This window comes from Microcystis viridis FACHB-1342 (assembly GCF_014698335.1).
Taxonomy (GTDB): Bacteria; Cyanobacteriota; Cyanobacteriia; order Cyanobacteriales; family Microcystaceae; genus Microcystis; species Microcystis ichthyoblabe_A.
The window spans coordinates 1-17,207 of the sequence record NZ_JACJSV010000002.1 but is presented as its reverse complement, the minus strand read 5'-3'; the positions used below and the strand labels follow the sequence as shown (position 1 = coordinate 17,207).

The window sequence follows — 17,207 nt, the reverse complement described above, 5'->3', positions numbered from 1 at the left end:
GAGTCGGCGATCGAAATAGAGGACGAGCGAACCTCAATGATACTACCACGATCATTATTTCTAGGGAGACAGGGAAAGTCCGATAACTTGTTCCCTGTGTCTCTACCCTAGAACCAGTTTGATAATTGTCTTCTACTCAAAGTCTTTGCGTCCGGGGTTACGGGTAGGATCGCCAGAAAGGAAGCCAAAGATAAAAAGTAAGACAAAGAAGGAAACAACGATATAAACGGCGATTTTTAGGGTTAACATTACTAAGACGTTCTCCTTAGACTAGATTAATGCAATAACAGGGTTGGCATACCTTGACCTACTTTACCCTATTTGAGTGATCCCTGAACAGAGAAAAGTGATCAGTCTTCAGTTATCAGCCTACTGTTTACTGTTTACTGATCACTTAAAATACAACTAAATAGCCTATTTTTAGCCAATTTATGAATAATCTCGGTAAATTATATGTGGTGGGAACGCCGATCGGCAATTTAGACGATCTGACTTTCCGATCCCTGGCAACTCTCAAAAAAGTCGCTCTAATTGCCGCCGAAGATACCAGACACACCGGCAAATTATTACAGCATTTTGATATTTCAACCCCTCAAATTAGTTACCATGAACATAATCGCCTTTCCCGTCTCGATGAGTTATTAAATATTCTCAGCCAAGGTCAGGATATCGCTTTGGTTACTGATGCGGGAATGCCGGGGATTTCTGACCCGGGTTATGAGTTAATTAAAGCTTGTATAGAAGCTCAGATCGAAGTGGTTCCCATCCCCGGAGTAACGGCGGTAATTACTGCTTTAGCGGTGTCGGGATTACCCACGGAAAGATTCTGTTTTGAAGGATTTCTTCCGGGTAAGGCAAAGCTGAAACAAGAGCGCTTAGAGGGTTTAAAAACCGAGACGAGAACGATGGTTTTTTATGAAGCACCTCACAAACTTATTAAGACTTTGGAGGATTTACGCGAAACTTTCGGCCCAACGAGAAAGATAGTTTTAGGTCGGGAATTAACCAAGCTTTACGAAGAAATTTGGCGAGGAACTATCGCCGAGGCGATTAATTTATATCGGGAAAATAAAACTCCTAAAGGGGAATTTACAATCGTAGTTATGGGCAACGATCAGGCCGATAATATCCAATTATCCGAGGAGGAATTAAAACGGGAATTACAACAAATTATAGAACGAGGAGTTAGTCGATCACAAGCCAGCAGACAATTAGCACAGGTTACTAATTTATCCCGCAGTCGTTTATACAAATTAGCCCTAGAAATTTGATGATTATCAATTTTTATTCCTACCGCTAACCCTCGATTATTTAGCCGATTGAAGTAACAAAATCCCCCCGGCAGTTAATCCTAAAATATTGGGCAACCAAGCGGCCATCAAGGGGGTTAAAACTCCGCCAATGCCTAAGGAACTGGTGACAAAAGATAGGAGATAATAGGAGAAAATTAGGACAATACAAATACCAAAACTGGTAGCTTTATTAGAATTTTGGGGACGCAATCCCAAGGCTGCCCCAATCATGCCAAAAACTAAACAAACAAAGGGTAAAGATATTTTCTGCTCGATTTGAACCTGTAGTTTTCTAGTTTTGGTGGGATTGCCGCTTAATTGCAGTATTTCTAAGTATTCCCGCGCTTGTCTGAGGGTCATTTCTGAACCATCTCGACCTCTAAAAGCTAAATCTAAAGGGGTACGCGGTAGGGCTAATTGTTGATGTTGAAAGCGGACAATATTACGATAGGAACCATTAGGATCAATTAGATAAATTGTGCCGTTATAAAAATCCCAGATATTCTTTTCAATATTCCAAGAAGCTGATTCTGAGGTAATAATTTGATTAACTTCCGGTTGGGTGCGATCGAGAATGGTTAAACCTAACATTTCTTGACCGTTAAATCTTTCAGCATAAAATAACCTTCTTAATACTGTTTGCGATTCCCCTCCATCCGGTGGCCGCACTTTGCCGTATTCAGGATAAATAATATTATCTTCAATAAAAGATTTGCGATTTGGTCGCAGAGCTTTCGTCATGGTAGCATTAGCTTCATAACTAGCAGCTGGAGCCACATAATCATTAAAAATGTAGGTTAATCCCGTCACTATTAAACTTAGCACAATGGCGGGAATTATTAGGCGATAAACACTAATTCCAATACTTTTAAAAGCAATCAATTCGCTATCACTGGCTAAACGACTGTAGGCCATTAAAGCTGCTAAAAGTATCGACATGGGAAAGGCTAAAACAATAAACTCTGGCATTTTTAATAAGAGAATTTTTAGGGCCAAAGTAAAAGGTAAACCCGACTCAGTAATCCGTCTCACTAAATCAAATAAAGTCCCGATCGCCACTCCCAAAGAAGTGAATAAACCCATACCAAATAGAAAGGGTAATAATAACTCGACAAAAATATAGCGGTCTAAGATGGTAAATCCGGGTATTCTACTTAAATTTCCTTGCCAATTGCTAACTTTCATGATATAATGCAGCGATTTTTTATTAATAACAATTATCTTAAGAAATTATCACCCAAATAATACTGACGCACCAGAGGATTATTATACAGTTCTTCACCACTTCCCGCCGCTAAAATCTGCCCTTCGCGCATAATATAAGCCCGATTAGTAATAGCCAAAGTTTCTCGCACATTGTGATCAGTAATTAAAATTCCCATCTGACGATCCCTTAAACCAGCAATCATCGCTTGAATCTCAGATACAGCGATTGGATCCACCCCAGCGAAAGGTTCATCTAATAACAAAAATCTTGGTCCGTTGACTCCCACCGCTAAAGCGCGAGCTAATTCCGTCCTTCTTCTTTCTCCTCCAGAAACGTAAGCTCCTTTAGTGCCAACAATCTTATCGAGGCGAAATTCTTTTAATAAATTATAGAGACGATTTGCCCGTTGGGAAAAGGGAACTCCCGACTGTTCTAGGGCTAACTGAATATTTTCTGATACAGTTAAATAACGAAAAATACTGGCCTGCTGCGTCAGATAGCCAATACCCAGACGCGCCCTTTGATTAAGGGGTAATTTGGTAATTTCTTTTTGATCGAGCCAAACGCGCCCTTGATTCGGTTTAATTAATCCCGTGGCGATATAAAAAGTTGTGGTTTTCCCCGCGCCATTTGGTCCTAATAACCCGACAATTTCCCCCGGGGCAACGGTAATACTCACTCGGTTAACCACGAGTCTTTTACCGTAGGATTTATGGATATTTTCTAATACTAAAGTCATCTTTATCCGGTGTTGGGGTGTGGGGTGTGGGGTGTGGGGAGAATACTGCCTTTTGCCTTTTGCCTTTTGCCTTTTGTCTCCTGATTCCTGTCTCCTGACTATCACTGCGGGTTAATAATTGGGGCAGCGGGGAGGGAAGGGGAAGGTATGGGTGCGGGTGTCGGGGAAGCAGCTGGTTGGGGGGAAGTTTCGTTATCTTTGACTAAATAAATTGACTCCACCTGCTGACTGGTTTGGGGAGTAGCGATAAATCTACCCTCATCGACTAGATAAGTCATCGTTTCAGCGCGGATACTGTTGCCTTCTTGCAAAACATAAACATTACCCGTCATCACTAAACGACGTTCGCGGCTAAAATACTGAGCTTGGGCAGAAGTGGCCTGCATTTTACGGGCAGGATAGAACACTTGTACGTTACCTCTCGCAGTAATTACGCCCGTTTTTGAGTTTGCCTCTTGAATATCCGATCGCACTGTCATGGCATTACCGGGTACAATATTCTGCTGTGCCTTGACTAGGGGAGAATTGCCCAATCCCACCATTAAGCTGGTAGAAACGAGGGCAACTAGCCATCCCCTGATTTTTGCGGATCTTGCTCTCATAAAAATGTCACCTATAAGTAAATGGTTTCAATTAAATTGAAGATAAATCGCCCCTTGATCCCCCCTTAATCCCCCCTTGATAAGGGGGGTGCTGATCCCCCCTTAATCCCCCCTTGATAAGGGGGGTGCTGATCCCCCCTTAATCCCCCCTTGATAAGGGGGGTGCTGACAATTTTAACACCCACCTACTTAGAGGTAATTGTATTGACTAACTAATCTAGCTGTTTAGAGAACGGGATGAATTTTGAGGATTTTCGGCAGGGAACAGATAGATCGATCGAGGTGGGGATGAGGATGTTCCTGATTGCTTTTCATCGCTTCTAACACTGCCGGTAAAGCTTGGGGATCGAGATTCTGTAAAAAGTTTAATAGATCCAAACTCTCCCCCACCAAGTGCGTCACGTTGATCCCCTCGTAATCGGGTTGATAGTGTTGTAAACGTCTCACCCCTTCCCCCAAAAGAATTACCGCCCCGCGCCAGTTATTATTTTCTAGATGGTAACAAGCGACAGCAATCTGCAAAATGCCTTGATAAAAGGTTTTTTCAGGCTCTGCGGACTCCATCCACAAAGCCTCTAGGGTATCATGACAAGCATAGAATTGCTGGCGATTAAATTCGTCGATTCCTTGCCCAAAAGCGCTGGCTGTCATTACCCTATACTAATGCCCCTTCATCGATTCGCGGACTTCTTGGATATAGTCGAGGGAAATTACCTGTTCTTCCCCAGCAAACTCGTTATCGGGGGTAATAAACAGCATACAGTGACATTCTTTCCGTTCCCGCATCGGTACACAGGGACAATTCCAGAAAGTATTTTTTACCTCCGCTTCTTTGTCTTCGTAGTGACGACAGGGACATAAAGGAGCGCCTAATTCGTCCTTATGACGCGCTAATCCCTCAATTACTACGGCTGTCACCGAGAGATCGCTACAGAAATAGGTATTTGTACCTCTAGCGTACTGTTCGGCAAACTTCTTCATCGCCTCAAGACTCTTATCTGTGTCTGTGATCTGGCTCATAGTTATCTTATCTCCCTAGCTTTCTACAAAAAAACTTTTTACTATCCTATCTCGATCCGCTTCCCCTTGGCTGAGGGGAATTTTTAGAATCTCTTTTGATTTTGCGACCGATCCCCTTGTTATTCTAATACGATAAAAAGACTCTCTTTGGCCAAAAGCTCGATTTTTTGGCCAGCAAACGGGAATTATGGGGGCAAAGTTCCTCAAAACCTGTCCTTGATTCCTGCAATCCCTGTACCCTATCAATACCAGAACATGATTTTATCTTTCTTGCAGACAAATAAAATTTCTGACGATAACACGCCTTGGTGGCTGAAAATTACCTCCCTTTATCCCCACTGTATCTACTATTTTGGTCCCTTTGCCTCCTTTGAGGAAGCACAACAGCATCAGGGGGGTTATCTCCAAGATCTAGAGTCCGAAGGAGCGCAAGGAATCAGTCTTTCGATCGAGCGGAGTAATCCCCATTATTTGACCGTTTTTGACGATGGAAGTCAGGATCTAGCTAAAACTTTTGCTTCCCATGCTCGAACCTTTTCTCGCTTTATTTCTTAAGTCTCCCTGTCCTCTTTGTCAACGGCAGAGCGATCGAGAGCTTTGCCGTGATTGCGGGCGACAATTACAGGCCTATCGTCAGAATAACCCGCTTTTTCTCTGGCGTGGTTCTATTCCCCTGTTTATCTGGGGACGCTATGAAGGTAAATTAAAACAGGCGATCGCTAAAATGAAATATGATCGCCATCCCGCTCTCGGCTCTTTGCTAGGCAGTTGCATGGGGGAAACTTGGCTGCTGCGTCCTCCCCTCACCGATAAACGTTTGACGGTGATTCCTATCCCTCTCCACCCAGAAAGGTTAAAGGAAAGGGGTTTTAATCAAGCAGAAGTCATTGGCGAAGGTTTTTGTCGTTTAACCGGTTATCATCTGGCTAGTCGCGGATTAATTCGGATTAAGAACACGGCAGCCTTGTTTAGTATGGCAGCCGAGGAAAGAAAAAGGACGATGCAAGCGGCTTTTCAACTGGGGAAAAATTTACCGAAATCCGTGCCGATTCTCTTAATTGACGATATTTATACCACAGGAACCACGATCGAGGAAGCTGTGCAGGTTTTACGCACAGAGGGATATCGGGTAGTCGGTGCGATCGCTCTTGCCAGTTCCAAAATTAGCTAAAATGCCCAGACGGAATCGGTCTAGGCATTTTAGAGTTAGATTAAATTAAGTGCGTTTGATCTTGTCGTATTGACTGATGAAAATCAAACCGATAGTGGCAGGGATCAGAACGATAACCGCACCTAAAACAAGGCTCCAGAGAAAGTTAGCTAAAGAGGGTGTCATGATAGATAAATCCTTTGTCATATTTTCAAAGACTTAGTTTTTTATCTTATCACCTTGGGCGAGAAGACCCCCAGTTCCACGGCCAGATAAATGCGATCGCAGATTTTATATGTCTTCAATCCCTCAAGATAAAGTCTCCCTTGACTTCTCAAGGGGATAGGGATGTTTGACAATAGGTGATAGTTACAAAACTTTAAACTAGATTGGCAAAGATTTTTATGGCTACTGACGATCGCAAACGGCGCATTCTCGATCATCTCTCCAAAAGTACCACTGGTGCTGACTATATTCCCAAAAAACCGCTGCCAATTGTGGAAACTCCTCCGGTGGTAGCGGAACCCGTGGCAGCGCCGCCTCCAGTAACTCCTTCACCGGAATTAACCGCTAAAGAGCGCAAAAGAAAGATAATGTCCCATCTTTCCATGAGTAGTCAAGATTTTGGCGAAATTACTAGCACTGCCCCCGAAGAAAAGCGTAAACGCCAAATTAACGACCATCTGCGCCAAAGCCAAGGATAAATAGGGTTTGCGGCAAAAAGTTTTTCGGTGGTGGTAGGGTGTGGGGTGCGGGGTGTGGGGTGTGGGGTTTTACCCATTTTCAGGGAGTCAATTACCTAATTTTCAGGGAAAAAGTCCCTAAAATTCCCCCCCCAATCACTCCCATATCCGGTACTTTTTGATTTCAAAAAAGCCTAAAGATATTATCCAACAAGGTTTTTAGATTTATTCAGCAAACCCTAAATAGTAAGGAGTGAGAATTAGCAACGAGGCATCTTCTAGACTGTTCTCGCTCCCTCATTTTCTGCTGTCGATGGCAATAATGACAGTTATTGCAAATCAGTTCCTCGCTCTGGCAACAAGGGAATGTTAAAGTTAGTAATGATCGCTTCGGTGATCGGATGACGTAATTTTTCTGTGGAACCCACATGATAAAAATGCTGTTTAGTATAGATATAAAACTTATCAGCACTCCAATTTTTTTTAATTAAAGGATTGCTTCTAAACTGATTACTGTGCCAAGTGGACAAAATAAACCGACAAGAAATATCCTTTAAAATAGTCACCAAACAATCTTCATCCTCTTCAGACCAAGAGTTAAAATAATCGGTGTGTCTCCCTAAATAAGGAGGATCGAGATAGATCAAGTCTGTTTTTTGCCAATCAGATAAAGTCTCTCGAAAGTCAGCAACTTGAAAATTATAATCAGTTTTAATAAGAATATTTTCTAGGGCAATAACTTGATTGACTATTTTGGTAATATATGCTTGAGAAAATCGTTCTGATTTATGACAGTAGGGTACGTTAAACTGCCCCTTACGATTGAATCTCATCACGCCATTAAAACAGGAGCGATTGAGAAATAAAAAATCTAGAGAATTAGGAGATTGATTAAATCTTTCTCGTACTTGATAATAATAACTTTCTCCCTGCTCCTTAAGAACTTTACCATTTTCTTGCAAAAAAAGCTTAACAGTTTTACTGGTAATAACTTGATTTTTGAGATTATTATAAAACTGGATAATATGGGTATTTGTGTCCGCAAGTAAAGCCTTTTTCGGATTAATATTAAAAGCCACCACTCCCGATCCAGAAAAGGGTTCTATCCAACGCCCAAAGCTCAGATCAGACACAATATTTTTAATATCTTTCACCAATTTAGTTTTAATTCCTTGACACTTAATCGGTGGCACAAGTGGCGTTAACTTCACTAAACACTCTCCTCATCAATAGTAATCTCTATCCACAGCCAACTTAGCTCCTGTTGGCTCGTGAATAAAGGTCAAATCAGGGTAAAAATTTTGTTGAGATACTAACTCTATCTTTAATTGGTTACATCTAGCAAAATTATCAAATATGGGAAAAAGAAGCAATTTTAGGATTTTAGAGATGATTTTCGTATCAATAGATATAGTATATACTTCTAGGCAGTTTAAATTCAGTACAGCTTATCCCAGAAACCATGAGACTCTTGTTAGAACAAATGAACTCAAAAATCTGGCTCTTCTCGGTTCTGTGTGATAAGTTTAACTTATATATATAGGATCGATCAATCTTGGTGTCCTTTGTGTCTTTGTGGTTCGTTCCACCCCCCCGCTAGGAAGAATGTATCTTAGAATACATTTTACCCACCAAACCCAAGAGAGCCAAAATCTCTCGTCACCATTCTTGTCAGAATTATGAGAATTACGTTACATTTAGTTAAGATTTAATTGGCTGCGGGGATTAATCTCGAAAAAATAACGTAAAATCCTTGACAAAAACAGCTAAATGAGTTAAGCAAAAATCTTTATCCTAGAACCACTAAACAAACATGAAACTATCCTGGAAAACGATTTTACTGTGGACATTGCCCGCCCTTGTGGTCGGTTTTTTCCTCTGGCAAGGCACTTTTGCCACCGCCACCAGTAATATCGGCAATAACACCGCCAGTACTCGCATGACCTACGGACGCTTTCTAGAATACCTAGACAGTGGTAGGGTTGTCAGCGTCGATCTCTACGAAGGTGGCAGAACCGCGATCGTACAGGCCCTAGATCCAGAACTAGAAAACCGAGTACAACGCCTGCGGGTCGATTTACCTGCCAATTCCCCCGATTTAATCGCCCGTTTACGCGATTCTAAAATTAGTTTCGATGCTCACCCGATGCGGAATGACGGCGCTTGGTGGGGATTCCTCGGTAATCTACTTTTCCCCTTTTTGCTGATTGCCGCTCTCTTTTTCCTGTTCCGCCGTTCTAATAATATGCCAGGCGGCCCCGGTCAAGCGATGAGTTTTGGCAAATCAAAAGCTCGTTTCCAGATGGAAGCAAAAACCGGCATCACCTTTGATGATGTGGCAGGAATTGATGAAGCGAAGGAAGAATTACAGGAAGTCGTCACTTTCCTCAAACAACCGGAGAAATTTACCGCCGTCGGTGCCAAAATCCCCAAAGGAGTCCTGTTAGTTGGTCCTCCTGGTACGGGTAAAACCCTGTTAGCCAAAGCGATCGCCGGTGAAGCGGGTGTACCTTTCTTCAGCATTTCCGGTTCGGAATTTGTGGAAATGTTTGTCGGTGTCGGTGCTTCTCGCGTGCGCGACTTGTTCAAAAAAGCCAAGGAAAATGCTCCCTGTTTAATATTTATCGATGAAATTGACGCGGTAGGTCGTCAACGGGGTGCCGGTATCGGTGGTGGTAACGACGAACGTGAACAAACCCTAAACCAATTATTGACAGAAATGGACGGTTTCGAGGGGAATACGGGAATTATTATCATTGCCGCCACTAACCGCCCCGATGTTCTCGATTCCGCTCTCATGCGTCCGGGCCGTTTTGATCGGCAAGTAACCGTCGATGCGCCCGATTTTAAAGGTCGTTTAGAGATTTTAGACGTTCACGCCCGCAATAAAAAGCTGGCCAACGACGTTTCCATCGAAGCGATCGCCCGTCGCACTCCGGGGTTCAGTGGAGCAGATTTAGCCAATTTACTCAACGAAGCGGCAATTTTAACCGCTCGTCGTCGCAAAGATGCCATTACCCTCCTAGAGATAGATGACGCAGTGGATCGCGTTATCGCCGGTATGGAAGGCACTCCTTTAGTCGATAGCAAGAGCAAGCGCCTAATCGCTTACCATGAAGTGGGCCATGCGATCGTGGGTACGCTCTTAAAAGATCACGATCCCGTCCAGAAAGTGACTCTGATTCCCCGGGGACAGGCCCAGGGTTTAACTTGGTTCACTCCCAACGAAGAACAGGGTTTAACCACGAAAGCGCAGTTAATGGCCCGGATTTCCGGTGCTTTAGGTGGTCGGGCGGCTGAGGAAGAAATCTTCGGCTATGATGAGGTGACTACCGGTGCCGGTGGCGATTTACAGCAAGTTTCTGATATGGCCCGCCAGATGGTGACTCGTTTCGGGATGAGCGATTTGGGTCCTTTGTCCCTAGAAAGTCAAGGGGGTGAAGTGTTCCTCGGTGGCGGTTTGATGACTCGTTCCGAGTATTCTGAGAAGGTCGCTACTCGCATCGATGATCAGGTGCGATCGATCGTGGAACACTGCCATGAAATTTCTCGACAAATTGTCCGCGATCATCGCGAAGTGATCGATCGAGTGGTGGATCTGCTGATCGAAAAAGAAACGATCAATGGGGAAGAATTCCGGCAAATTGTGGCTGAATACGCCTACGTTCCCGAAAAAGAACAGTTTGTACCACAGTTATAGGTTGATTTCAATCCATAGGCGATCGGGTGGGTTAAAGCTCACCCGATTTTTTTATGCTAGGGATTTAGTCATCATCGTCATCATCATCGTCATCGTCTTTATTCTGGTCATTATCATCGTCTTTTTGCCGATTTTCCCCGTCTTTATCGCTATCATCGTCTTTTTGCGGCGATTCCACCGTGGTGGGGACGTTTTTCGGTTCTTCGGCTTCTTTTCCTCCCTGACAAGCACCTAAAACCGTAGTCAAGGTTAACAGAATCAGCAAAACTAAGGATTTGATGTTCATGGTCTTTCTCCCCACTCGATCGATAAATATAACAATCTTAAGACTTTTGGGCGGTGGATAGTTTGGCCAATGCCAAGAAAGTGCATTCCCAGACTAAACGGGGTTGAACGTAGGCTAACAGCTGCCGGCGGGTTTTTTCCAAGATTTCTAAAATCGATCGCTCTCGTCGTCGTTGCCAATCCTCATACTGAAGATAACTCACATACCATAATTGGGTTTCCGTGTCAAGAGTTTGAGCAATAATTTTGGCTAATTCCAGTGCTTGGGAGAGTTTTAGGGGAAATTTGCTCAAAGATCGCGGTAAATCTTGGGGGAGACTGTCGAGAAACTCTAAAGCTGCGATCGCTTCTCCGGGGCTACCTTGGGCTAAACCGAGAATTGCCGGATAATTGAGAACGCGAGCTTGTCCGTTAGAGCGGAGGACTTGAGCGAGATTTTCTTCCGAAAGACGCTGAAAAGGGATATGTTGACAGCGAGAAACGAGAGTCGGTAGTAAAGAGGAGGTACTGGGAGCAATCAGGATTAAAGTCGCTTTTCCCGGTTCCTCAAGCGTTTTTAAGAGCGCATTTGCCGCCGATTCCGTCATGGTGTCTGCTTCCTCGATCACCACCACAGAGCGGGCCGATTCCAGGGGAGGACGACTTAAAAAGTTAGTAATCTCGCGAATTTGTTCGATGCGGATTTGCGGGGGAGCTTTACGCTTGAGATTGCTTTCCTGTGCTTCTTTTGCGGTGAGCAGTTTGCCTTGGTGTTGATAAGTGGGTTCAATCCAGAGTAAATCGGGATGATTGCCCCCTAAAAAGCGTTTCAGGATTAATTCCCTTGTTTCCGGAGATCGATCTCTAGTTAACAAGTCTTGACAGAAACATTTTGCGGCCAGATTGCGTCCAATCCCCTTAGCGCCGGCGAATAAGTAAGCGGGAGCGATCGAATTGACTTCAAGCGCTCTTTGTAGTAGTTCAATGGCCTGATTTTGACCGATTAACCTTGACCAATTTATCATCTTTTCCCTGCCATGGCTCGCTATTGCTGTTCCTATTTTGTCGGGATTTCTCCTCATCAGACCGGGTTTTTATACGATGATATATTAAGTTTGGGTGAATTTGAAATCATCAAGCGCCGGACCGATGTCTTGCTTTTATCGGAAGTTCCTAACGATGCTTTCTTTCCCCAGTTAGTGAAAGTGGAATTGTTTATTCATCCTCCCACTAGCTCGGAACTTCAGATCGATTTATTGGTAAAAAATCATGAATTGCCCCTGAGAACTAATAATCGTTGTCGGCGATTTTTTGAATCTATTCACCAGATTATTACCAACAATTATCAAGGCCAATCCCTGACCAGAATTACCGCTTAACCCGATTTGTTCCTGTCTCCGTCAACTGACAAAGACAGGGACAAAATACCATCTTGGCTCTCTTGGGTAACGAACCACAAAGACACAGAATACACAGAGATTGATCGCTCCTGTATCAGTGAAACTTATCACACAAAGAATAAGAGAGTCGCTCTTTTTGGTGCTTGATGGATTTATCGAGAAAAAATCGGTAATTGCTTTAATTTTCGCTTTCCTTCGTCGATGAGAGCGGAGGAAATTGACGACGTAAAAGCAAGGAATTACTCACTACCATAACCGAACTAAAAGCCATCAAAGCTGCTGCTAGGGCCGGACTGAAAGCTAGACCCCAACGGGGTAGTAATAAACCACCAGCAATGGGAATAGCAAAGGTATTATAACCCAAAGCCCAAAAAAGATTTTGTCGGATTTTTTGCCATGTGGCCAGACTTAAATGCAGAGATTGCACCACATCCTCTAGGCGATCGCTAATTAAAACGATCCCAGCCGTTTCCATGGCCACTTCCGTGCCACCGGCCAGAGCAATCCCGATGTTAGCCTGTCCTAGTGCGGGAGCATCATTGATACCATCCCCGACCATAGCCACGATTTTGCCCTCTTTTGTCTGTAGGTCGGCAATTAAGGCCGATTTTTCGGTGGGGGCAACTTCGGCATAAAATTGGCTAATACCCAAACTATTAGCGATCGCTGTCACCACTTCTTGGCGATCGCCACTGAGTAAAATCACCTCTAAACCGAGTTTTTGCAACTGATTAACGGTTGTTTGAGCATCGGGACGCAATCGATCCTGAAAAGCGATCGCGCCGAGTAATTGTTCTTCCATCCCCAGATAAATCACCGTTTTACCCGCTTGTAAAAGCTCTTGAATACTGGGGATGGTTTCATCGATTTTAATGCCGTTCTGTGCCAACCATTGCCGATTTCCTAGAACAATTTTCGACCCCTGCACCCTTGCAGAAACTCCCAATCCGGCTACAGTTTGAAAATCTTCCCCCGTCAGGTTAGTAGGGGGAGTAACCGCGTCTAAAATCGCCTGAGCAAGAGGATGATTAGTACCACTCTCCACTACTGCCGCTAATTGTTGAATTTCCAGGGAATTAAGCTCAGAAAAACTCAAACAATCGGTAATTTCTGGATGACCTTGGCTAAGGGTTCCCGTTTTGTCAAAAACCACCGTTTGCAGTCGCGAGACGGTTTCCAAAACATCGCCCCCTTTAATTAAAATACCCCGTTCGGCTGCTAAACTGGTTCCCACCAGTAGGGCCGTCGGTGTGGCTAAACCGAGAGCGCAGGGACAAGCGACCACAAGCACAGAAATCGCTAATTTTAGGGACAAAAGTAGGGGAGAAGTGGATTGAATCATCTCGTGGTGTCCCGTGGTTGACCCTAACACCTCTGGAAAGAGCCTAGTTCCCCAAAAATACCAAAAGAGCAGCACAATTAGGGCAATTATCATCACTCCGTAGGCAAAATAACCCGCTACCCGGTCCGCTATCTTCTGTACCGGGGCCTTGCGAGTTTGGGCTGATTCCACGGCTGCGATAATCTTAGCTAGGGTGGTATCGGTCCCCACCTGACGAGTTTGTACGGCGATCGCACCGGAGAGATTGAAACTGCCAGCAATGACTAGATCTCCCATTTCCTTAACCACCGGCAGCGATTCCCCCGTTAATAAAGCTTCATCTACCGTGGTTCTTCCCTGAATAATCTCCCCATCCACGGGAATTTTTTCCCCGGGTAAGACGCGCACCCATTCCCCGACGCGCAGCTGTTCCACGGGAATGGCCACGCCCACACGGTCATCTGTACTACCAATTAGGTGAGCCACTGCCGGTTGTAGGGAGGTAAGCGCTTCTAAGTCTGCGGCTGCACGATGACGGGAATGCGCTTCTAGAGTCCGTCCGAGGAGAATAAACCCTAACAGCATGACCGGTTCATCGAAAAAGCACTCTAAACCGAGATTAGGGAAGATAAGAGCCAAACAACTGGCTATATAGGCGCTACCTGTGCCTAAACTAACGAGAGTGTTCATATTTGGCATCCCGTGCCGTAATCCGCGCCAACCATCGATGAAAATATCGCGGCCGGGGAATAAAATGGCTAGGGTGGCTAAAGTCCAGTGAAAAGCAATACTTTGAAGGATGGGGATTTCTGGTCCCCCGATGTGGTGTAAGTGACCAATCAGGGAAAAAACCAGTAAACAACAAGCGATCGCTAATCGGTATAATTGTTGTTGCCGTTCTTTTTGTTGGTTTTGCAGCCGTTGATTTTGTTGAGAAAGGGGAGTCGATGAGCTGCGCGGTTGGGTGGGGAATCCAATCGCGGTTAATTTTGCGGCTAACTGCTCTGGTGCGATCGCATCCGGTTGGTATTCAATCACGGCAATTTCCGTGATTAGGTTAACTTGGGCCGATTTTACCCCTTGATTTTGGCTGAGTTGTCTTTCTACGGCACTCACACAGCCGGCGCATTTCATGCCTTTTACGTCTAGAGTAGCGGTTTTTAGTCCAGTTTCGGCGGCTAGGATCATAGAAAAAGTAGGCAAGGATGGTCTTTACTTCTATCCTAGAAATTCTCGGCCGATTTTTAAACTATTTTGGCCTGTAGGGTTACAGATAGATGAAATTTCATTACAGATAGCTGAAATTTCAGGTAGCCGATCTGGTAGTGGACTGACACAGCTAAAATAGGGCAATAGATAAGCTCAACTGAGGACATCAATCATGGGAAGAGGTAGGCGAGATAAAGTTTATCTGACAGTCGCACAACGAGAAAACTTTGAACAAATCAGTGGGGGAGGGTTCATCACAGAGTACGCTAATCGGCATAACACGCTTATCGTAATATTATACGGAAAACTTCTTGCGATCGCTCCATTTGAGCGTAATATACGGAAAGATTCTTAAAAAAATGCGTATTTAGCGTCACATACGGAAACTTTCCGCCTAATATATAGTTAGGCCTCATTAGTTCTCAAAGCGTCTCATTGAATGTGAGATGAATATTTTCAAACGAAATGTCCTCTACTGTTATGCCTGAACGCCCATTTCCAATTGAAGATTTTCTCGCATCATTGGCGACTTCTCTAAAAATTCGCGGTGACGCCCGCGCTCTCACGATGATCGTAGAAGGTGATAGTAGATTTGAACCAGCAGAGACAGATTGGGGCATTGATTTCTGGTTACTGTTCATCTCTGTGCCTATTCATATTTTTCAGGCGCTTACTGACGATGAAAGAGTGCAAACAGAGGAAGCGATTTGCGACGTAGGAAAAAGCTTCTTCATCTCAACATCTGTAGATGATCTGAAAAAAGTTATTATTTCCCCCAAAGTCAGTTTTGCCAACGAGGGCTGGCGAGAGGAGGCTTTACGATTTATCAAAGGCGAGGGCGTGACTAATCAGGGCAGAGTGCGGAGCGACAATATAGCCTCAAAAGAGCATCACGGGCTTTTATTTCGATCAAAAGCAGAAATTGTACTTTTTGAGGCGATGAAACGAGCCAAGCTTGCAGTGGCTCCCCTTCCCGTTTTTGTGAGAATCGTTAACGGGTATAACAGGAGGCTAGAACCTGATTTCGTCGTAATCTTCAAAGGGTTAACATTTGTTGTTGAGGTTGATGGTGATTCTTTCCATAAAGAAACGCCTGCTGAAGCGGATAAACGGTTAGTACCTCTCACACACGAAGGAGTCGAGGTACGAAGGATCAGGGCGGCAGATGTAGCAACTGATGCAATGGCAGATAATGCTGTCAAGGAGCTAATTGATTTTATGTCGAAGCGAAAAGAGTCTAGATAAGCTCTTTCTTTTCCATTCCGGCCTAACATCTATTGCACCGGAGAGCGCCCCACGTCGCGTCTGTAGTGCGATCGCTGATCTTGTAGGTTGGGTTGACGGCAGGAAACCCAACTCCCTCAAAACCAAGATTAAATGCAGTAGGATAGACGTTGGATAGATTTTCTAGATTGCCGTGAGGGAAACCGTCTATATTGAAACCAGCGTTATTGGTTATCTGACAGTGCGATCGCCGATCTTGTAGGGTGCGTTCCCTAATGCAATTCCTACCGGTCCAGCGATCGATTTTGGGGAACGCACCATGCACATTGATTGAAGCTGTGAGTCTAAGTGCGATCGCCGATCTTGTAGGGTGCGTTAATGAAATGTAACGCACCTTATCTAATGTTCAAAATTCGTGCGTTACGCTAACGCTAACACACCCTACTGGACTGTTTCAGTGCGATCTTGTAGGGTGCGTTAATGAAATGTAACGCACCTTATCTAATGTTCAAAATTCGTGCGTTACGCTAACGCTAACACACCCTACTGGACTGTTTCAGTGCGATCTTGTAGGGTGCGTTAATGAAATGTAACGCACCTTATCTAATGTTCAAAATTCGTGCGTTACGCTGACGCTAACACACCCTACTGGACTGTTTCAGTTAATGAAATGTAACGCACCTTATCTAATGTTCAAAATTCGTGCGTTACGCTGACGCTAACACACCCTACTGGACTGTTTCAGTGCGATCTGGTAGGGTGCGTTAATGAAATAGATCTCTTGCAAAAGTAATCAAGATATATCCTCTTGTCGGTAACGAAGTTCGTAATTGTAGATACCAGCAATCAAATTCAATCTCAGACCAAATCGCCGTCTGCGATTTCTGTATCTTGATGAAAGTATCCGAAATATTTTGAGACGACGATGAATATGTTCTATAACTATGCGCCGTTGTGATAACTGACGATTGGCTTTTTTTTTGCTCTTTACTTAGTTTTTCTTTTTTCTTTTTTTTATGAGGAATTTGACTGTTTTGATGGAGCTTCTGAATTCCTTGATAGCCTTTATCCCCTAATATTTCTATTTCCTTATTTAACCCTATTTTACTCTCTTTCCACAGTCGAAAATCATGGACTCTTCCTTTCTCACAACGGACACAGATTACCTGCTCGCTTTTTTGGTCGCAACGCGCTCGCTGCGCAAGATCGGCAACGACTTGCGACTTTAATGTGTGGTATCCCTGCTTGCCACTATAGCATGATTTCTGTTTTTTTTTGGGTCTTTCTATCTCCTCTTCTGACACATCCACCACTATTACTTCTATTTCACTATTACTTTCTAAGAGGGCTTTTTTTCCCGGTAGATTAAACAGACCTGATTTGATGAGAATATTCT

19 protein-coding genes and 1 pseudogene are annotated in these 17,207 nt (G+C 44.0%); 7 read left to right on the top strand and 13 right to left on the bottom strand.

Going from position 1 to position 17,207, the window contains the following annotated elements:
- Window positions 1–132: 132 nt before the first annotated feature.
- On the bottom strand, window positions 133–249 hold the full coding sequence (locus tag H6G40_RS01035) for a photosystem II reaction center protein I (RefSeq protein WP_002732356.1): 117 nt from the start codon (window positions 247–249) through the stop codon (window positions 133–135).
- Between the two features lie 182 nt (window positions 250–431).
- Here H6G40_RS01035 and rsmI point away from each other — a divergent pair, with 182 nt between their 5' ends.
- Window positions 432–1,271 (top strand): 16S rRNA (cytidine(1402)-2'-O)-methyltransferase, encoded by an 840-nt coding sequence (rsmI, locus tag H6G40_RS01030; RefSeq protein ID WP_190537139.1) that lies wholly within the window; start codon window positions 432–434, stop codon window positions 1,269–1,271.
- Window positions 1,272–1,307: 36 nt separating this feature from the next.
- On the opposite strand, the gene H6G40_RS01025 is transcribed toward rsmI, so the two are convergent.
- The 5 genes from H6G40_RS01025 to H6G40_RS01005 all read right to left on the bottom strand — a co-directional run bounded on the left by H6G40_RS01025 (window position 1,308) and on the right by H6G40_RS01005 (window position 4,860).
- The gene (locus H6G40_RS01025; protein ID WP_069475661.1) at window positions 1,308–2,477 is read right to left on the bottom strand and encodes an LptF/LptG family permease; all 1,170 of its coding nucleotides are present in this window, start codon (window positions 2,475–2,477) and stop codon (window positions 1,308–1,310) included.
- Between the two features lie 32 nt (window positions 2,478–2,509).
- A complete protein-coding gene (gene lptB / locus H6G40_RS01020) occupies window positions 2,510–3,238 on the bottom strand; it encodes an LPS export ABC transporter ATP-binding protein (protein WP_002734513.1) in 729 nt (242 codons plus the stop codon).
- 101 nt (window positions 3,239–3,339) lie between these two features.
- Window positions 3,340–3,840 carry an LptA/OstA family protein gene (locus H6G40_RS01015; RefSeq protein ID WP_002732682.1) on the bottom strand — a complete coding sequence of 167 codons (501 nt, stop codon included), beginning with the start codon at window positions 3,838–3,840 and terminating at the stop codon, window positions 3,340–3,342.
- Between the two features lie 225 nt (window positions 3,841–4,065).
- Window positions 4,066–4,491, bottom strand: a complete 426-nt coding sequence (locus H6G40_RS01010) for a DUF309 domain-containing protein (protein WP_002732694.1) — start codon at window positions 4,489–4,491, stop codon at window positions 4,066–4,068.
- A gap of 9 nt (window positions 4,492–4,500) precedes the next feature.
- A complete protein-coding gene (locus H6G40_RS01005) occupies window positions 4,501–4,860 on the bottom strand; it encodes a ferredoxin thioredoxin reductase catalytic beta subunit (protein ID WP_002793837.1) in 360 nt (119 codons plus the stop codon).
- 255 nt (window positions 4,861–5,115) lie between these two features.
- Here H6G40_RS01005 and H6G40_RS01000 point away from each other — a divergent pair, with 255 nt between their 5' ends.
- Together H6G40_RS01000 and H6G40_RS00995 are read left to right on the top strand one after the other, a co-directional pair.
- Complete coding sequence (locus H6G40_RS01000) at window positions 5,116–5,415, top strand: DUF1816 domain-containing protein (RefSeq protein ID WP_002733535.1); 300 nt, start codon at window positions 5,116–5,118, stop codon at window positions 5,413–5,415.
- Window positions 5,384–6,031, top strand: a complete 648-nt coding sequence (locus H6G40_RS00995) for a ComF family protein (RefSeq protein ID WP_016515058.1) — start codon at window positions 5,384–5,386, stop codon at window positions 6,029–6,031. Before H6G40_RS01000 ends, H6G40_RS00995 begins: the two co-directional genes overlap by 32 nt.
- A gap of 45 nt (window positions 6,032–6,076) precedes the next feature.
- Here H6G40_RS00995 and psbX read toward each other — a convergent pair whose 3' ends face one another.
- Window positions 6,077–6,196 (bottom strand): photosystem II reaction center X protein, encoded by a 120-nt coding sequence (gene psbX, locus H6G40_RS00990; RefSeq protein WP_002733679.1) that lies wholly within the window; start codon window positions 6,194–6,196, stop codon window positions 6,077–6,079.
- A gap of 218 nt (window positions 6,197–6,414) precedes the next feature.
- Here psbX and H6G40_RS00985 point away from each other — a divergent pair, with 218 nt between their 5' ends.
- Window positions 6,415–6,714 carry a hypothetical protein gene (locus H6G40_RS00985; RefSeq protein ID WP_002779129.1) on the top strand — a complete coding sequence of 100 codons (300 nt, stop codon included), beginning with the start codon at window positions 6,415–6,417 and terminating at the stop codon, window positions 6,712–6,714.
- Between the two features lie 308 nt (window positions 6,715–7,022).
- Here H6G40_RS00985 and H6G40_RS00980 read toward each other — a convergent pair whose 3' ends face one another.
- Window positions 7,023–7,904 (bottom strand): DNA adenine methylase, encoded by an 882-nt coding sequence (locus H6G40_RS00980; RefSeq protein ID WP_069475662.1) that lies wholly within the window; start codon window positions 7,902–7,904, stop codon window positions 7,023–7,025.
- A gap of 15 nt (window positions 7,905–7,919) precedes the next feature.
- On the bottom strand, window positions 7,920–8,105 hold the full coding sequence (locus H6G40_RS00975; RefSeq protein ID WP_256094098.1) for a type II restriction endonuclease: 186 nt from the start codon (window positions 8,103–8,105) through the stop codon (window positions 7,920–7,922).
- A 401-nt stretch (window positions 8,106–8,506) separates the two neighbouring features.
- Between H6G40_RS00975 and ftsH2 the strand changes: the two genes are divergently transcribed.
- Complete coding sequence (gene ftsH2, locus H6G40_RS00970) at window positions 8,507–10,393, top strand: ATP-dependent zinc metalloprotease FtsH2 (RefSeq protein WP_024970580.1); 1,887 nt, start codon at window positions 8,507–8,509, stop codon at window positions 10,391–10,393.
- A gap of 64 nt (window positions 10,394–10,457) precedes the next feature.
- On the opposite strand, the gene H6G40_RS00965 is transcribed toward ftsH2, so the two are convergent.
- Both H6G40_RS00965 and holB read right to left on the bottom strand, forming a co-directional pair.
- Window positions 10,458–10,679, bottom strand: coding sequence for a hypothetical protein (locus H6G40_RS00965; RefSeq protein ID WP_002733713.1), 222 nt, complete (start codon window positions 10,677–10,679; stop codon window positions 10,458–10,460).
- 37 nt (window positions 10,680–10,716) lie between these two features.
- Entirely contained in the window at window positions 10,717–11,682 is a 966-nt protein-coding gene (holB, locus tag H6G40_RS00960) for a DNA polymerase III subunit delta' (protein ID WP_002731627.1), read from the bottom strand.
- Between the two features lie 12 nt (window positions 11,683–11,694).
- On the opposite strand from holB, the gene H6G40_RS00955 reads away from it, so the two are divergent.
- Complete coding sequence (locus tag H6G40_RS00955; protein ID WP_002734498.1) at window positions 11,695–12,036, top strand: hypothetical protein; 342 nt, start codon at window positions 11,695–11,697, stop codon at window positions 12,034–12,036.
- Between the two features lie 199 nt (window positions 12,037–12,235).
- Here H6G40_RS00955 and H6G40_RS00950 read toward each other — a convergent pair whose 3' ends face one another.
- Window positions 12,236–14,566, bottom strand: a complete 2,331-nt coding sequence (locus tag H6G40_RS00950; protein ID WP_190537173.1) for a heavy metal translocating P-type ATPase — start codon at window positions 14,564–14,566, stop codon at window positions 12,236–12,238.
- A 501-nt stretch (window positions 14,567–15,067) separates the two neighbouring features.
- On the opposite strand from H6G40_RS00950, the gene H6G40_RS00945 reads away from it, so the two are divergent.
- Window positions 15,068–15,832 (top strand): hypothetical protein, encoded by a 765-nt coding sequence (locus H6G40_RS00945; RefSeq protein ID WP_104397830.1) that lies wholly within the window; start codon window positions 15,068–15,070, stop codon window positions 15,830–15,832.
- Window positions 15,833–16,604: 772 nt separating this feature from the next.
- On the opposite strand, the pseudogene H6G40_RS24080 reads toward H6G40_RS00945, so the two are convergent.
- A pseudogene (locus H6G40_RS24080) lies at window positions 16,605–17,207 on the bottom strand (transposase family protein); the annotation flags it as partial.

What these genes read in the sequence shown, in the direction of transcription:
- H6G40_RS01005 (WP_002793837.1), bottom strand. Translation starts at nt 4,860, where the DNA reads ATGAGCCAGATCACAGACACAGATAAGAGTCTTGAGGCGATGAAGAAG.
- H6G40_RS00955 (WP_002734498.1), top strand. Translation starts at nt 11,695, where the DNA reads ATGGCTCGCTATTGCTGTTCCTATTTTGTCGGGATTTCTCCTCATCAG.
- rsmI (WP_190537139.1), top strand. Translation starts at nt 432, where the DNA reads ATGAATAATCTCGGTAAATTATATGTGGTGGGAACGCCGATCGGCAAT.
- H6G40_RS00950 (WP_190537173.1), bottom strand. Translation starts at nt 14,566, where the DNA reads ATGATCCTAGCCGCCGAAACTGGACTAAAAACCGCTACTCTAGACGTA.
- H6G40_RS01000 (WP_002733535.1), top strand. Translation starts at nt 5,116, where the DNA reads ATGATTTTATCTTTCTTGCAGACAAATAAAATTTCTGACGATAACACG.
- H6G40_RS01035 (WP_002732356.1), bottom strand. Translation starts at nt 249, where the DNA reads ATGTTAACCCTAAAAATCGCCGTTTATATCGTTGTTTCCTTCTTTGTC.
- H6G40_RS00995 (WP_016515058.1), top strand. Translation starts at nt 5,384, where the DNA reads ATGCTCGAACCTTTTCTCGCTTTATTTCTTAAGTCTCCCTGTCCTCTT.
- psbX (WP_002733679.1), bottom strand. Translation starts at nt 6,196, where the DNA reads ATGACACCCTCTTTAGCTAACTTTCTCTGGAGCCTTGTTTTAGGTGCG.
- holB (WP_002731627.1), bottom strand. Translation starts at nt 11,682, where the DNA reads ATGATAAATTGGTCAAGGTTAATCGGTCAAAATCAGGCCATTGAACTA.
- H6G40_RS01025 (WP_069475661.1), bottom strand. Translation starts at nt 2,477, where the DNA reads ATGAAAGTTAGCAATTGGCAAGGAAATTTAAGTAGAATACCCGGATTT.
- H6G40_RS01010 (WP_002732694.1), bottom strand. Translation starts at nt 4,491, where the DNA reads ATGACAGCCAGCGCTTTTGGGCAAGGAATCGACGAATTTAATCGCCAG.
- lptB (WP_002734513.1), bottom strand. Translation starts at nt 3,238, where the DNA reads ATGACTTTAGTATTAGAAAATATCCATAAATCCTACGGTAAAAGACTC.
- H6G40_RS00985 (WP_002779129.1), top strand. Translation starts at nt 6,415, where the DNA reads ATGGCTACTGACGATCGCAAACGGCGCATTCTCGATCATCTCTCCAAA.
- H6G40_RS00965 (WP_002733713.1), bottom strand. Translation starts at nt 10,679, where the DNA reads ATGAACATCAAATCCTTAGTTTTGCTGATTCTGTTAACCTTGACTACG.
- H6G40_RS00945 (WP_104397830.1), top strand. Translation starts at nt 15,068, where the DNA reads ATGCCTGAACGCCCATTTCCAATTGAAGATTTTCTCGCATCATTGGCG.
- ftsH2 (WP_024970580.1), top strand. Translation starts at nt 8,507, where the DNA reads ATGAAACTATCCTGGAAAACGATTTTACTGTGGACATTGCCCGCCCTT.
- H6G40_RS01015 (WP_002732682.1), bottom strand. Translation starts at nt 3,840, where the DNA reads ATGAGAGCAAGATCCGCAAAAATCAGGGGATGGCTAGTTGCCCTCGTT.